The organism is Tenacibaculum sp. IB213877 (genome assembly GCF_034043975.1).
GTDB lineage: Bacteria > Bacteroidota > Bacteroidia > Flavobacteriales > Flavobacteriaceae > Polaribacter.
Genome location: NZ_JAXCHH010000013.1, coordinates 13,467 through 30,195 on the forward strand (window position 1 = coordinate 13,467; position 16,729 = coordinate 30,195).

Annotated in this window: 12 protein-coding genes; 10 read left to right on the forward strand and 2 right to left on the reverse strand. The window is 32.4% G+C overall.

Features of this window, described 5'->3' with window-relative positions; genetic code table 11:
* Positions 1–13 precede the first annotated feature (13 nt).
* Positions 14–1,225 (reverse strand): DUF5103 domain-containing protein, encoded by a 1,212-nt coding sequence (locus SLH33_RS12345; RefSeq protein WP_320419424.1) that lies wholly within the window; start codon positions 1,223–1,225, stop codon positions 14–16.
* A 160-nt stretch (positions 1,226–1,385) separates the two neighbouring features.
* Here SLH33_RS12345 and SLH33_RS12350 point away from each other — a divergent pair, with 160 nt between their 5' ends.
* The 10 genes from SLH33_RS12350 (at position 1,386) to SLH33_RS12395 (ending at position 13,913) form a co-directional block, all read left to right on the forward strand.
* Entirely contained in the window at positions 1,386–2,732 is a 1,347-nt protein-coding gene (locus SLH33_RS12350) for a Na(+)-translocating NADH-quinone reductase subunit A (protein WP_320419425.1), read from the forward strand.
* Between the two features lie 3 nt (positions 2,733–2,735).
* On the forward strand, positions 2,736–3,941 hold the full coding sequence (locus SLH33_RS12355) for an NADH:ubiquinone reductase (Na(+)-transporting) subunit B (RefSeq protein ID WP_320419426.1): 1,206 nt from the start codon (positions 2,736–2,738) through the stop codon (positions 3,939–3,941).
* Between the two features lie 2 nt (positions 3,942–3,943).
* A complete protein-coding gene (locus tag SLH33_RS12360) occupies positions 3,944–4,687 on the forward strand; it encodes a Na(+)-translocating NADH-quinone reductase subunit C (protein WP_320419427.1) in 744 nt (247 codons plus the stop codon).
* Between the two features lie 2 nt (positions 4,688–4,689).
* Complete coding sequence (locus SLH33_RS12365; RefSeq protein WP_320419428.1) at positions 4,690–5,334, forward strand: NADH:ubiquinone reductase (Na(+)-transporting) subunit D; 645 nt, start codon at positions 4,690–4,692, stop codon at positions 5,332–5,334.
* Positions 5,335–5,390: 56 nt separating this feature from the next.
* On the forward strand, positions 5,391–6,173 hold the full coding sequence (gene nqrE, locus SLH33_RS12370) for an NADH:ubiquinone reductase (Na(+)-transporting) subunit E (protein ID WP_320419429.1): 783 nt from the start codon (positions 5,391–5,393) through the stop codon (positions 6,171–6,173).
* 2 nt (positions 6,174–6,175) lie between these two features.
* Positions 6,176–7,483: an NADH:ubiquinone reductase (Na(+)-transporting) subunit F gene (nqrF, locus tag SLH33_RS12375; protein ID WP_320419469.1), complete on the forward strand. Its 1,308-nt coding sequence runs from the start codon at positions 6,176–6,178 to the stop codon at positions 7,481–7,483.
* A 153-nt stretch (positions 7,484–7,636) separates the two neighbouring features.
* Positions 7,637–8,296, forward strand: coding sequence for an ATP-dependent Clp endopeptidase proteolytic subunit ClpP (gene clpP, locus SLH33_RS12380; protein ID WP_320419430.1), 660 nt, complete (start codon positions 7,637–7,639; stop codon positions 8,294–8,296).
* Positions 8,297–8,344: 48 nt separating this feature from the next.
* Entirely contained in the window at positions 8,345–9,583 is a 1,239-nt protein-coding gene (gene clpX, locus SLH33_RS12385; RefSeq protein WP_320419431.1) for an ATP-dependent Clp protease ATP-binding subunit ClpX, read from the forward strand.
* Positions 9,584–9,657: 74 nt separating this feature from the next.
* Positions 9,658–11,613 (forward strand): DNA primase, encoded by a 1,956-nt coding sequence (dnaG, locus tag SLH33_RS12390; protein WP_320419432.1) that lies wholly within the window; start codon positions 9,658–9,660, stop codon positions 11,611–11,613.
* A gap of 338 nt (positions 11,614–11,951) precedes the next feature.
* The gene (locus tag SLH33_RS12395) at positions 11,952–13,913 is read left to right on the forward strand and encodes a hypothetical protein (RefSeq protein WP_320419433.1); all 1,962 of its coding nucleotides are present in this window, start codon (positions 11,952–11,954) and stop codon (positions 13,911–13,913) included.
* Between the two features lie 68 nt (positions 13,914–13,981).
* Here SLH33_RS12395 and SLH33_RS12400 read toward each other — a convergent pair whose 3' ends face one another.
* The gene (locus SLH33_RS12400; RefSeq protein WP_320419434.1) at positions 13,982–16,711 is read right to left on the reverse strand and encodes a TonB-dependent receptor; all 2,730 of its coding nucleotides are present in this window, start codon (positions 16,709–16,711) and stop codon (positions 13,982–13,984) included.
* Positions 16,712–16,729: the final 18 nt, after the last annotated feature.

A 16,729-nucleotide genomic window follows, 5' to 3' on the forward strand; every position in this document is an offset into this window, starting at 1 on the left:
AGAAGATTACTAATTATCTGTTTTGATCAAAAAAACCAAAACCTACACCAATGACTCTATCGTAAATTTCTCCAAAAGGTTTGTAGTAAATAATCGCAGTGTATTCGTTTTCAGTTTGATAAAAAGAGCCGTCTATTTCTGTTAAACTAACATTGCCATTTTGATCTTTTGTGGCAAAACCATAATTATAAAAACCTTGTTTTAACTGAAGTGATGTAGTATATGTTTTTTCATTTTCATTATACTCCATTTTATTTTCATCAGTTAATTCAAAATTGTTAAATGCTCCATGAACAAATATCTCTTTAAAGTTAAGTTTTTCACTTTTTAATGAAAAATGGACGGTAGCATAATCTGCTTCTGTATCTTCATCTTGAGCGTCTAAGGTTCTTACTATAAACTGTCCGTTAATATCAGGATTGTAACTATAAGGCTTGTAAGCTCTAGGTTCGTTCAAATACAAATAATTATGAACCACATCTAAACGTTCTGTTTTAGCAATGTTTATGTTGGTGCTTCGAATATATTTATTGTCAAAATTTAAAAATTCATTTCCTCCCCAAAAATTAGTTTTAGTAGTATGGTTGTATACTAACTGATTTGGTTTTATAAAATGAGGTTCAATGTTATTAATATTTATATTCCAATTGTTATTTTGAAGTAAGGTTACCTTAATTTCTTGTGTTGGATTAATGATAGAAACTTTAGGGTGATTTACTACAAACTGAACCGTTTGTTGTTTGTTGAGTGTGGCTACATTTCTGCTTCTAAAAACAGCAACACCAACTGTGGTTAGATCTTCATAAAACACACATTTTCTTGTAAAAACAACTTCTAGGTTTTCATCTAAAACAGAAATTAAATAATTACCACTTTTGGTAAGGGTGGTATTTTCATTAGGGATTTTAATGGAATAGTGGGTGTAATCTTGTAGTGTGTTGAATGAGTTGGTTATATTGGTAAAGTAATTTTGGTTAAACCCTTGTATGTATTGATTGGAAAGTAAATTGCTTGGTTTCCAATCGTGTGTCATATGTTCAATTTTATATTGATATTGTTTGTTGTCCGCATCTAAATCATCAAAAGATAGTTCTAAAATTTCACCTAATTTTACAATTGGAGCAAATTGATTGCTGCTAAGTGGGCGTAATTGAACGGTTTTAATATTCTGTCCGCTAATATAAGTTGAGATTAAGAGTAGGCTAATTTTAATTAAATGTTTCATAAACACAAAAATATCAAAATGTAAGCCAAATAAGGAGTTTTCTATTTAGAACCAGTATAAATAAGTGTTTAAAAGAAAGATAAAATGTGAATAGGCTATGTGTCATTTTCAAAATTTTTAAATTTGCGTGTTTTTTAAGAAAATCAAATATATAGTTACTATGTCAAAAGACATCCGTATAAAAAAAGGGCTTGATATTAAGCTCGTTGGTGAGGCAAAGCAGGTAACTACCAAACTTCCAATGGGTAGTGTTTTTGCAATTAAGCCAAGCGATTTTCACGGCGTTATTCCTAAAATTTTAGCAAAAGAAGGTACAGAAGTAAAAGCAGGTGAAGCACTTTTTCATGCAAAAAGTGATGAGCGTATTTTATTTCCTAGTCCTGTAAGTGGTAAAGTTACTGAGATTGTGCGTGGAGCTCGAAGAAAAGTATTAGAAATTAAAATTACCTCTAACGGAACACAAGAGCACAAAGATTTTGGTAAAGTTGATGTTGCGTCAATGACAGGAGAGCAAGTTAAAAATCACTTATTTGCATCAGGTTGTTGGCCATTTGTAAAACAACGTCCTTATGATGTTATTGCAAATCCAAATCAAGCACCAAAAGCAATCTTTGTTTCTGCATATGCTAGTGCACCTTTAGCTGCTAATTATGATTATGTACTACAAGGCAAAGAAGCAGAGTTGCAAGCAGCTGTTACAGCGTTAACAAAGTTAACAGAAGGTAAAGTTCATGTTTCGGTAGGTTCTTCTAAATCACCTTTAGCAAGTGTGAGAGATGTTGAACTGCATAAGGTTTCTGGGCCACACCCTGTAGGTAATGTCAGTACCCAAATAGCTCAAATTGACCCTATAAATAAAGGTGAAGTAGTTTGGGTGGTTACTCCACAAGACTTAGTGGTAATAGGTGAGTTATTATTAACAGGGAAATTAAACCTTACAAGAACAATAGCTTTAACAGGTTCTAAATTCACTACTCCACAATATATTACTGCTTTAGCTGGAGCTCAAGTTTCAGGTTTGGTAAAAGAAAATTTACAAAATGATAACACGCGTGTTATTAGTGGTAATGTTTTAAGCGGAACGCAAGTTGGTGAAGATGGTTTCTTAGGATATTATGATAACCAGCTTACAGCAATTCCTGAAGGTGATGACTACGAGTTATTTGGTTGGAATAAGCCAGTATTTGATAAGGTATCAACTTCAAGAGCATTAACTTTCTCTTGGTTGAATCCGAAGAAAAAATACGATTTAGATACCAATACAAATGGAGAGCACAGAGCTTTTGTAGTAACTGGGTCGTATGAAGAAGTATTTCCTTTAGATATCTATCCGATGCAATTATTAAAAGCTTGTATGTACAAAGATCTTGACGAAATGGAAGGATTAGGAGCTTATGAAGTTGCACCAGAAGATTTCGCTTTAACAGAATTTATCTGTGTGTCTAAACAACCACACCAAAAGATAATTCGTGAAGGATTAGATTTATTAAAGCAAGAATTAGGATAAGACATGGGCTTAAAACAAAATTTACATAATTTAAAAGAGAAATATAAAGGTACTAAGATGGCACCTGCGTTTAACGCAATCCACACCTTTTTATACTTGCCGAATGAAACTACCCATGGAGGTACTCATATTAAAGCGGCAGATGATTTAAAGCGTACCATGAACACGGTAATAATGGCATTAGTTCCTTGTTTAATCTTTGGAATGTTCAATGCAGGTTACCAACATCATGTAGCTACAGGAGAAGTTGAAAGAGCAATGAGCTTTTTTAGCGGAAACTTTTGGAATTTAGATAACCTAATAATTGGTTTATACAAAGTATTACCCTTAGTTATTGTTTCTTACGGAGTAGGATTAGCAATTGAATTTGTATTTGCAGTAATTAAAGGACACGAAGTAGAAGAAGGGTACTTAGTAACGGGTATGTTAGTGCCGTTAATTGTACCGGTAGATCTACCACTTTGGATGTTAGCAGTAGCTGTTGCATTTGGAGTTGTAATAGGAAAAGAAGTGTTTGGTGGTACAGGTATGAACATCTTAAACCCAGCATTAACTATTCGTGCGTTCTTATTCTTCGCGTATCCAACTTGGATGTCGGGAGATAAAGTATGGGTGCATGATGCTGTAAATAGAGTTGGGCAACCAGATGCAATTTCTGGAGAAACTATCTTAGGAAGTTTAGCACAGTCACAACCATTAAATTATTCGGTTTCGGATATGTTTTTTGGAATGATTCCAGGATCAGTTGGAGAAACTTCAACGTTGTTAATCTTATTAGGAGCCTTATTCTTAATCTTTACTAAAATTGGTAGCTGGAGAATTATGTTATCATCAGTAATAGGAGCTTTAGTAATGGGGTTCATCTTTAACATGGTTGTAGATGCGGAAATTATTGGAGAGACGAGTAAATTCTACGGATTAATGTCTCTTGATTTCTGGAAACACTTATTAATTGGTGGTTTTGCATTTGGTGCGGTTTACATGGCAACAGATCCTGTAACAGCGGCACAAACCAACAAAGGAAAATGGATTTACGGTTTCTTAATTGGTTTTATATCAATTATGATTCGTGTTTTCAACCCAGCATATCCAGAAGGAGTAATGTTAGCAATTCTATTAATGAACGTATTTGCTCCAACAATTGATCACTACGTGGTACAAGGAAATGTAAAGAGAAGAATGAAACGTTTAAAAGCTAAAACCGCATAATTATGTCTAAAAGAACAGATAGTAATGTATACACAGTACTTTTCGCTATCGGAATGGTAGTGTTAGTGGGCGCTTTATTAGCTTTTACAGCTTCATCTTTACGCCCGTTAATCAATGCCAATGAACGTATTGAAAAGCAGCAAAACATTTTATACGCTATGGGCGTAAACGAAAATGATGAAAGTAGTGCAAAGTTTATTGCAGCAGATAAAGTAGAAGAAGAATTTTCAAAATACATCAAGAAACAAATTGTTATTGAAGGTGATAAAATTACAGAAGATAACAAAGCATATTTAATTGATGTTAAAAAGCAACAAACAAATGCTAAAGAAGGTAAAACAAGAAAGTTGCCATTGTTTATTGGAGAAAAAGACGGTAAAACGTTTTATATCGCACCAATTAGAGGTAAAGGTCTTTGGGATGCTATTTGGGGTTACGTTGCAGTAGATAAAAATATGATCGTTCAAGGAGTGTATTTTGATCATAAAGGAGAAACTCCAGGTTTAGGAGCTAACATAAAAGAACGATTCTTTATGGATGATTTTTATGGAGAACATTTATTAACTGAAGCTGGTGTGTTCAAAGGAATTAGCGTAGCCAAAGGGAATAATGATCCTAAAAATGAAATTAAAGAAGATTACGAGGTAGATGCTATTGCAGGAGCAACTATTACTGGAGACGGTGTATCTGCTATGATTAAAAATGAATTAGGGTTATATGTACCTTACTTTAAAAACTTAAAATAATTATGGGACTTTTATCAAAGAAAGACGCAAAATTAATTACAGATCCGTTAGCAGATAACAATCCAATTACCATTCAAGTATTAGGTATTTGTTCTGCCTTAGCAATTACAGCACAATTAAAAGCTGCTATTGTAATGGCTATTTCGGTAATGTTTGTACTAGGTGTAGGTAACGTTGTTATCTCATTAATGAGAAATATTATTCCTTCAAAAATTAGAATTATTGTACAGTTAGTTGTAGTTGCTGCTTTAGTAATTGTTGTAGATCAAGTTCTAAAAGCATTTGCTTATGAGTTAAGTAAAACATTGTCGGTTTTCGTGGGATTAATTATTACAAACTGTATCATTATGGGGCGTTTTGAAGCATTCGCTTTAGGAAATGGCCCATGGAAATCATTTTTAGACGGAATTGGAAATGCTGCCGGTTATGGTATTATATTAATAATTGTAGCATTTTTTAGAGAACTACTAGGTTCTGGTACTTTATTAGGTTTTAAAGTATTAGGAGATCCTATTGAAAAAACAGGATTATATGCTTTAGGATATGAAAACAACGGATTTATGTTGTTATCTCCAATGGCGCTAATTGTGGTAGGTATTATCATTTGGATTCAGCGTAGTAGAAATAAAGCATTAATTGAAGATTAGGCATTAAATAAATGTCATCCTGAATTTATTTCAGGATCTCATCAAAATATAAATAGATGGAATTATTAGAATTATTTTTCAAGTCGATTTTTATAGACAACATGGTATTTGCTACGTTCTTAGGAATGTGTTCTTACCTTGCTGTATCTAAAAAGGTATCTACTGCAGTAGGTTTAGGTGCGGCTGTAATCTTTGTATTAGCAGTAACAGTGCCTATCAACTGGTTGTTAGATCAATATATTTTAAAACCAGGTGCTTTAGCTTGGTTAGGAGCAGAATATGCTGAATACGATTTAAGTTTCTTATCATTTATTATGTTCATTGCAACGATTGCAACCATGGTACAATTGGTAGAAATTATTGTAGAAAAATTCGCTCCTGCATTATACAATTCATTAGGTATTTTCTTACCACTTATCGCTGTAAACTGTGCAATTTTAGGAGGTTCATTATTCATGCAATCTCGTGAAATCCCTACTTTAGGTCAGTCATTTGTATACGGTATTGGCTCAGGTATTGGTTGGTTTTTAGCAATTTTAGCTATTGCAGCGATTCGTGAAAAAATACGTTACTCTTCAATCCCGCCAGCATTAAGAGGATTAGGAATTACGTTTATTACAACTGGTTTAATGGCTATCGGATTTATGAGTTTTGGAGGTATGTTAACAGGAGGTAATGAAGAAGGTAAGAAAGAAGAAGCACAAGCTGAGGTTAAAGTTGAAGCTAAAGAACAAACCAATGAAGTAGCTACTGCTGTGGTTGAAGAAGTTAAAGAAACTGAAACAGAAGCTCAACAAGAAGAAAAATTAGCTACTAACACTAAAGAAATTTCAGAATAATGATGTTTTTACAAGCAAGTACAGGAGGAACAGTAGCTATTACAGTAATAGCATTTTTAGCATTAGTATTACTATTGGTAGCCTTATTGTTATTCGTAAAACAAAAATTAGCTCCGTCTGGTCCGGTAAAAATTACCATCAACGGAGAAAAAACTATTGAGGTAGCCTCAGGAGGAACTTTATTATCTACCTTAGGAAATGAGAAGATCTTCTTGCCATCAGCATGTGGTGGAGGTGGATCTTGTATTCAGTGTGAATGTCACGTATTGTCTGGTGGTGGTGAAGCATTACCAACAGAAACACCTCACTTTACTCGTAAAGAATTACAACACGGAGCACGTTTAGCATGTCAAGTTAAGGTAAAACAAGATATGGATATTTCTATTCCTGAAGAAATCTTCGGAATTAAGAAATGGGAGGCAACCGTTGTACGTAATTACAACGTTGCATCTTTTATTAAGGAGTTTGTAGTAGAAATTCCAGAAGATATGAACTACAAAGCAGGAGGATATATTCAAATTGAAATTCCACCATGTGAAGTGAAGTTTTCTGATATGGACATTACAGCTCACCCAGAAGAGCATGAAACCCCAGACAAATTCCAAATGGAATGGGATAAGTTTAAACTTTGGCCATTAGTAATGAAGAATGATGAAGTTGTAGAAAGAGCATACTCTATGGCTTCTTACCCAGCAGAAGGACGTGAAATTATGTTAAACGTTCGTATTGCAACACCTCCATTTGATAGAGCAAAAGGAGGATGGATGGATGTAAATCCGGGTATTGCTTCTTCTTATGTTTTCTCAAGAAAAGTAGGAGATAAAGTAACTATTTCTGGTCCTTACGGTGAATTCTTCATCAACGAGTCTGATGCAGAAATGTTATATGTAGGTGGTGGAGCAGGTATGGCGCCAATGCGTTCACACTTATATCACTTATTCAAAACCTTAAAAACAGGAAGAAAAGTTTCTTATTGGTACGGAGGGCGTTCTAAGCGTGAGTTATTCTACTTAGATCATTTCTATCAATTAGAAAAAGATTTTCCTAATTTCCGTTTCCACATTGCTTTATCTGAGCCTTTACCAGAAGATAATTGGAAAGTTAAAGATAGTATTGATGCAGAAGGAGATGGTTTTGTAGGATTTGTTCATAATTGTGTTATCGATAATTACTTAAGCAAACACGATTCTCCAGAAGATATCGAATTATACTTCTGTGGGCCACCATTAATGAACAAAGCAGTTGAAAAAATGGGTCAAGATTTTGGTATTCCAGATGAAAATATCCGTTTTGACGACTTTGGAGGATAAAATCAATCCAAAAAAATATATTAAAACCGACACAAAATGTGTCGGTTTTTTGCTTTATTAAGAGATGTTTTTGTTCATATGAATCTTAACTTTTTTTAAAAGAAAAACTTCTTATCTTTGTCACTTACAACTTTTAAAATAAAAAGCCCTTATATGGATTTTGGAAAAGAATTTGAAAAGTATGCAACTAAGCATCATGGTATTAACAGTACTTATTATAATAAAATTACCAGTAGTTTAACTCCATATATTATGGAAGAACGTCAATTAAACATTACACAAATGGACGTTTTTTCTCGTTTAATGATGGATAGAATTATTTTCCTTGGTACTGGTATTAATGATCAAGTAGCTAACATTATACAAGCACAATTATTGTTCTTAGAAAGTGTAGATGCATCTAAAGATATTTCATTATATATCAACTCTCCAGGAGGTGGTGTTTATGCAGGCTTAGGCATTTATGATACTATGCAATTCATTAAACCAGATGTGGCTACTATTTGTACAGGGATGGCTGCATCTATGGGAGCAGTTTTAATGTGTGCAGGACAAAAAGGAAAGCGTTCTGCATTACCGCACTCAAGAATTATGATTCACCAACCATTAGGTGGAGCACAAGGACAAGCATCAGATATCGAAATTACAGCACGTGAAATTTTAAAATTAAAAGACGAGCTATATAATATTATTTCTAAGCACTCTGGTCAATCATTTGAAAAAGTAAATGAAGATTCTGATCGAGATTATTGGATGAAAGCAGAGGAGGCTAAAGCCTATGGAATGGTTGATGAAATTTTAGCAAGAAAATAACGACCAAGTAAACTACTACTATTAGGGTTACGTTTAATTGAAAAGAAGATGACAAAAGATCAAAACTTACATTGTTCTTTCTGTGGAAGAAAAAAAGCAGAAACAGACCTGTTAATTGCAGGTATGGATGCACATATTTGTGATAAGTGTATAGAGCAAGCACATGGTATTGTTGAAGAAGAAGTAGCTGAAGCAAAAACAACAAGCCTATCTAATGATTTAGTTTTAAAAAAGCCAAAAGAAATCAAAGCATTTTTAGATGAATATATCATTGGCCAAAAAGAAACTAAAAAGGCAATGTCAGTTGCGGTTTACAATCACTATAAAAGATTACTGCAAACCGTAAATGATGAGAATGAAGTTGAGATCGAAAAATCTAACATAGTTTTAGTAGGAGAGACTGGTACAGGTAAAACATTAGTTGCTCGTACTATTGCTAAAATGTTAAACGTTCCTTTTGCTATTGTAGATGCTACTGTGTTAACCCAAGCAGGTTATGTAGGTGAAGATGTAGAAAGTATTTTAAGTCGATTATTACAAGCAGCAGATTATGACGTAGAGAAAGCTGAAAAAGGAATCGTTTTTATTGATGAGATTGATAAAATAGCACGTAAAGGAGATAATCCTTCAATTACAAGAGATGTTTCAGGAGAAGGCGTTCAACAGGCTTTATTAAAGTTATTAGAAGGAACTTTAGTAAATGTAGCGCCTAAAGGAGGTAGAAAACATCCAGAACAAAAATTTATTGAAGTAGATACCAAAGATATTTTATTTATTGCCGGAGGTGCATTTTCTGGGATTGATAGAATTATCAGTAAACGTTTAAATCGTCAGGCAGTAGGTTATGGAGCTTCTTTAGAGGAAGATAAAATTGATGAAGATAACTTACTACAATATGTAATTCCTGCCGATTTAAAAAATTTCGGATTGATTCCTGAAATTATTGGTCGTCTACCGGTTTTAAGTTACATGAATCCTTTAGATACCGAAACGTTAAGAGCTATTTTAACAGAGCCTAAAAATTCAATTATTAAACAATACACAAAGCTATTTGCTATGGATAATGTTGAGTTTTCTATGACAGATGATGCGCTAGATTATATTGTTGAAAGAGCTATTGAATATAAATTAGGAGCTAGAGGTTTGCGCTCTTTATGTGAAGCAATTTTAACCGATGCCATGTTTGAACTACCTGGTTCACCAGCTAAAGAATTTGTAGTAACAAGAAAATATGCTGAAAGCAGAATTACCAAATCAGCATTACAAAGATTAAAAGCCGCATCATAGTTAAATAAGCTATAAACTATAACAAAATAACCTCACAGATTTTTTTTAAGTTTGTGAGGTTTTATTTTCTATTAATGATTTCTAAACAAACTATAGATCGTGTATTTGAAACTGCTCGCGTAGAGGAGGTGATAGGTGAATTTGTTCAGCTAAAAAAGTCAGGAAGTAACTTTAAAGGACTCAGTCCGTTTACTGATGAAAAAACACCCTCTTTTATGGTATCTCCTGTAAAACAAATTTGGAAAGATTTTAGTACAGGAAAAGGAGGAAATGCCATTTCTTTTTTAATGGAGCATGAGCATTTTTCGTATCCGGAAGCTATTAAATGGTTAGCAAAGAAATACAATATTGAAATAGAAGAAACCGAACAAACGGATGAACAAAAACAACAAGTTAATGAACGTGAAAGTATGTTTTTGGTGTCTAAATATGCCAAAGATTACTTTCATGATGTCTTAATGAATACCCAACAAGGTAGAGCTATTGGTTTGTCGTATTTTAAAGAGCGTGGTTTTAGAGAAGATATCATTAGTAAATTTGATTTAGGGTATTGTAAAGATGAATGGGATAACTTTACCAATGCAGCTTTAAAAAAAGGATATGACTTAAAATATCTAAAAGCAACAGGACTAACTATTGTTAAAGAAGGTGGTGCAGAGGAAAAGAAATTCGACCGATTTAAAGGCAGAGTGATGTTTCCTATTCATAGTATGTCTGGAAGAATTTTAGGTTTTGGAGGTCGAATTTTAACCAATGATAAAAAAGCAGCAAAATATCTTAACTCACCCGAGAGTGATATTTACCATAAGAGTAAAATTTTATACGGAATTTATCAAGCTAAAAAGGAAATAGCTAAAGAAGATAATTGTTATCTGGTAGAAGGATATACAGATGTAATTTCCTTTCATCAATCCGGAATAGAAAATGTAGTAGCTTCTTCGGGTACCGCTTTAACATCTGATCAAATAAGACTTATTCACAGATTAACCAATAACATTACAGTATTATTCGATGGCGATGCAGCAGGAATTAGAGCTTCTATTAGAGGTATAGATCTGATTTTAGAGCAAGGAATGAATGTAAAAGTGGTTACTTTTCCGGAAGGAGAAGATCCAGATAGTTTTGCAAAATCACATTCAGATGCTGAATTAAAAACCTATTTACAAGAAAAAGGACAGGATTTTATTGAGTTTAAAGTGTCTCTTTTAATGGAAGATGCTCAAAATGATCCTGTTAAAAAAGCAGGGTTAATTAGAGATATTGTAACCAGTATTTCTAAAATACCTGATGCCATTCAACGTGAAGTTTATGTACAAGAATGTGCAAGGATAATGGATATTTCTGAACGTGTTTTGTTTAGTGAATTAGCTCAACTACTCAAAAAAGAAGACTCTTCTTCCTCAAACTCTAACATAAAACAACCAGTTTTACATCCTGTAAAACAGGAAAATAAACCTAAAATCGATAGTCTTTTTCTCCTTGAAAAAGAAATTATTAGAATTTTATTATTATACGGAAATAAAGAAATAGAATTTATAAATTGGGTAGATGCAGTTGATAAAAATGGAAGACATTTTTTAGAAAAAGAAGAGTACAGTAATACCATTTCAAATGAAATTTACTTAAATCTTCAAGAAGACGAAATTGAATTTACAAATGAATTATTTAAAGTTGTGTATTTTGAGTTGATACATCAATTAAATCAAGAAGAAAAAATTTCAATTGATCAATTGGTAACACATGAAAATCCTGAGGTTTCTCAACTAGTAACTAATATCTTAATGGATGAAGAAAAATATGCTTTAAGTGACTGGAGTAGAAAAGAAATATTTGTAACAAAAACCTCAAAAATACTTCCAAAATTAGTTACGGATGCTTTATTAAATATAAGAAGATTATTAATTGAAAAGAAAATAAACAGAATTCTTCAAGAAATAAAAACCCAACAAATTCAGCCAGATCTAGAAGAAATTTCAGGATATACAGACTTAAAAAAGTTACTTTTTGAAAAACTAAATAGAGTAGTATAAAAATCATTAACAATTTTTTAACAAATTGTATGTTTTTTTTTGTAATTTAGCAGTCCCTCCCCAAAAGAAAAGAATAAGAAAGCTTAAAATTATGAGAAAATTGCTGCAAATTTGCCATTTGGTAGTTTTGTTGATTCAGCTACCTATCAAAATTTCTAATGGAGAAAAAAAACATGCTTATAAAAAAATTAAACAGTTGATGGTTTCTGTTAATTTACTTTAATTTTTTAATCTAAAGTGATGATTATGTTTTAAAGTGTTGATGTGTATTTTTTTATTAATTATTAATTAACAAAAAAATATATATTTGCGAATCAACATTTTAAAAACCAATCAATATGAATAAAAAATTACAATTTTACCTGCCATTTTTTTTATTAGTTTTTCCTCTCTTTTTAACTTCTTGTTATGATGATGATATCGATTATTTTCACCAAGAAGCTCGTTTAGATACCAATATTATAAGTTTTTCAAATGAAGTTAATGGTAAACTAACGTTTCAAGATGATGCTGTTGTAACATTAAACAATACAAATGATGAAATAGGGGGTTTAGATAATTCTACAAAAAAAGACGTTTTTGAATTTAAACTTATTGGATCAGGTGATAACGCAACACTTAGTTTTGTTGAGACTGAAGTAGATTCTAAAATTTTTGAGGCTACTGTCTCTTTTAAAGTAGGGACAGATAATTCTGACGATAATACACTGTATATTCTTCCTGGTGAAGGATTTGGTATAAGTGCTAATAATTATTCATATACAGAAAGACGAAGTGACCATGCATATTATGTATATAATTATTATTTTGATAATTATGTGTACAATACATGGCAAATGCTAGTTGCGAGTACAGGAACCCTAGAAATGACCAAGGATGTTAAAGTAGGTCAGGAAATTGCAGTAAGAGTTTCAGATGCCGATTTAAATACTGATAATAGTGAAGCTGAAACAATAATGGTTGAAGTTACTAGCGATCTTGGAGAGATTGAAACAGTTACTTTAACTGAAACAGGTGCTAATACTGCTATTTTTGAAGGAGTAGTTACTACAGTTTATGGTACAAGCGCAGGCACAAATAACGATGGGAACTTTACTGTAAGTGCCAATACCGTTTTAACAGCAAGCTATACAGATGCTAAAAATGAACAAGGTGAAGAAGCAATAATTACTGATACCACAACTATTTTAGGAGGAGTCAACGGAGTTGTTGTAGTTGATGAAACCGCTAAAGTAGGTGAGGATATTACTATTACTGTTACCGATGTTGATTTAAATATGGATATTACTGTAGCTGAAATAATAACTGTAGAAGTTACAAGTGATAAAGGAGAAACAGAAACAGTTACTTTAACTGAAACAGGTGTAGATACTGGCGTTTTTACAGGTACTATTACTACGGTTTACGGTGCAAACGCAGGTGCAAATAACGATGCTAGCTTCAATGTAAGCACAAATACCGTTTTAACAACAAGCTATACCGATGTTTTAAATGAACAAGGAGCAGAGGTGGTAATTAATAGTACAACTACTATGTTAGGAGGTGCTACAGGTACTATACTAGTAGAAGGAACAGCAAATGTTGGGGATGATTTAACCGTTACTGTTACGGATGCTGATTTAAATACTAATAACAGCGTTGCTGAAACTATAACTGTAGAGGTTACTAGTGATAAAGGAGAAATAGAAACTGTTACTTTAACTGAAACGGGTATTGATACAGGTATTTTTGTTGGCGTTATTGCTACTGTAAGTGGCGCAAATGCAGGTGTAAATAACGATGATACTTTGAATGCAGAAAACAACACGGTAATTACGGCTACTTATCAAGATATGTTTGATGCTAATGGTACAATGCCAAGTGCAGTTACAAGTAGCATAACTATGATAGAAGTTGTAACAACACCTGAATTTACCTTTTTCACAGGAAAAAAGTTAGAATATGCAAAAGTGATTACTTATAATGGATCAACAACTAGTTCAGGTGTAATGGACGAAACAGATTATACTGCTGAACCTTATTATTGTTATGGTAAAGACTATGAATTGTTTAAAAACTCTGGTGATTTAGAGGTTTATAATAATAACTCGTTTGATCCTGAAGATCCTAATCATTGTAACTCAGGAAGTTCATTAACATTTACTACAGATTGGAGTTTAAACGGAGATATATTATCTATAAATAATGGAATTGATTATGATGATTGGACTTTTGAATATATTTCTGATACTGAATTTAAAATTAGTATCCTGCAAGGAGGAGTACAGTTGTTAGAAAGATATTATCAAGTAGTCCCTTAATTGTTGGGATGAAAACAAATAAAAAAGACCTCTAATTTTAGAGGTCTTTTTTCATTAACTCGTCCAGTTTACAAATCATACTTAACACTAAAAGTAGCATATCTAGGCTGAATAACATAAGCCGATGTACTATTAAAAATAGTATTCGTATTATCTTGATTCAAAGATTTTGTATCTAATAAATTGGTTACTCCAATTTTGTATTCCCATTTACTATCCTTTTTTTGATACGTTACATATGCATCCCAAAAGCTATACTCATTTAACGTTGTAGAATCGTTTCTGTAATTATTATAGGTATATTTTGTGTTGAACACTAAATCATCTGTAATAAAAGTATCAAAATTAATAAACGGACTATGTGTAGTAAATTTATTAATAATACCACCTTGATCATATTTATTAATACTCACATTATATCCGACATCAAAATTGGGTGCATTTCTAAAATTAGAGCTGAATCTTGTTTGGTAAGATTGTGTAAATGAATTCGATTCTCTGTTTTCATTTTCATTGGTTTCTCTTGAAAAAAATAAGTTGTTAGAGATTGAATACGCTACATTACCACCTAAAGAGATTTTAAATTTTCTATAACTCTTCTGAAAATTAGCATTTGCTGAAATACTCTCATCAGGAAAAGCTGAATTAATCGATGTTGAAACTTGATCTACTCCACTAAATTCAGTTAATCCTTTAATTGCATCAATTCTTTTGTTATAGTTAATATTGGCAAACACATTGGTGTAATTAAACATGTTAAAGCTGAAGTAACTTAAATTCACATTATGAGATAATGCACTTTCTAATTCTCTATTACCAGCATATAAACGGTTGTAATTATTAAACACAAAACCTTCTGCTACACTATTGATATCTGTAAAACTTACTTGTTGGCTATAATCTAAACGTAAAGTCTCTGACTTTTTTAGTGCGACTTTTATAGAAGCATCAGGCAATAATTTGGTAAAATTATTATCAAACGAAGTTCCTAATTGCGTATTTTCTGCTGAATATTGATGTAAGGTAAAACCTTGATTAAAGGTGAAAATTCCGGTAATGAATTTATAATGTAATCCTGCATAATAATCATCAAAAGAATAATCTACATCATTTATAGCGTCAGGATTATTAATATTCTGTTGATTCCCATCATCTAACACTTGAAAAACATCAGAATTAAACTGTTGGTTACTTAGTGTTGTACCTAAAGTTAGGTTTAAATTACTCTTTGGATTGATTACATAGTAATAATCTAACTTCGCATCTAACTTATTCGTTTTTACTCTCTTGTTTTGAGAAACATCGTATAATGTTTGTCCGCTTGTTAATCCTAATTGATTTGCAAATGATAACTGAGATAAAGCTGCATTGTAAAACGGATCTTCATCTTGCCACAAATGTTGCGCTTCAAAAGCAAAAATATTTTTGTCGTTTAACGTATAATAATAATTTGCATTTTGATTGATTGAAAAAGGATTTTGCTTCGTAATTTGAGCAATAGGAATTGTAGTTGTTACATCATCAATCGTAGTTCTGTTTGAGATTAACAACTGATCTTCTCTTTGATTCGAAACCTTAGTGAAAATGTCATAATCAAATTGATTATTGGCATTTGGTTTATAACTAGAACTCAATTTAATCAAACCTAAATCACTCTTTTGGTTAGTGGTACTTTGGGCTGTTTCCGTTTGTACCGATTCTGTATCATTTTCATCAGGATTGATATAATTTCTGATAGTATTTTCTTCCATATCAGTATCTGTTCCCGAATAAATAGCAAAACCACTTACATCCCAAGTTTTAGTTGGAGAATAACTAAAATTTAAGGCACCAAAACGTGAGTCAATTTCTTTTGCACGGTTATTTCTCATGGTTAAAAAACCAATATCTGATGAAGCCACATTAAAACCAGTTCCTCTTCCGCCGCCACCTCTAAACCCGCCTGTAAACTTAAAATAATCGCGACGCGTAAACGGAACTTCTCCAATATTATTAAAGTCGGTAATGATATTTACACTATACTTCGGATTGTAATAAAACAGCTTTGGATGCACCAAATAACGAGTATCTTCTGTTCCCATACCCAAACCTGCAGTAACTTCACCAAACCAAAAGTTTTTCTTTCCTTCTTTAAGTTTTAAATTGATAACAATATTATCTTCATTATCGGTTACGCTACTCATTTGACGGACTTCACTATGATTTTTTAACACTTCAACTTTGTCAATTGCATTGGCGGGAATATTTTTAGTGGCAAGTTTAGAATCGCCATCAAAAAAATCTTTTCCTTCCACCATAACCTTCTTAACTGTTTTCCCTTCTACCTGAATTTCACCTTCATCATTTACCTCAACTCCCGGTAATTTGTTTAAAACGTCACCTAGCTTTTTTTCAGTGCCACTTTTAAAAGAATCAGCATTATAAACAATAGTATCTCCCTTTACGGTCACAGGCATTTTTGAGACTACTTCAACCTCATCCAGCGTATTATCAAACTCTAAAAAAATATCTTTAACAATATCTTCTTCTTTGGTAGAAACAGGAACTTCCCCAGTTTTCATCCCCACATAACTCACCTTAATAATATAGTTTGAGTTCTTTTTTAAATTCAGTTTATAATTACCAAAAGCATCGGTAAATCCATAGGAATCGAGTTTTTTAGTTTCATTGTTAACTGCAATTAAATTTGCCATTTCTAAGCCGTTACCTATGCTATCTTTTACAACTCCTGATAGTTTAACTTGGGCACTGGTATAACTGGCAATTAGTACAATTGCTAATAGTATTAGTTTTTTCATTTTTGAAAATTTTGGCTA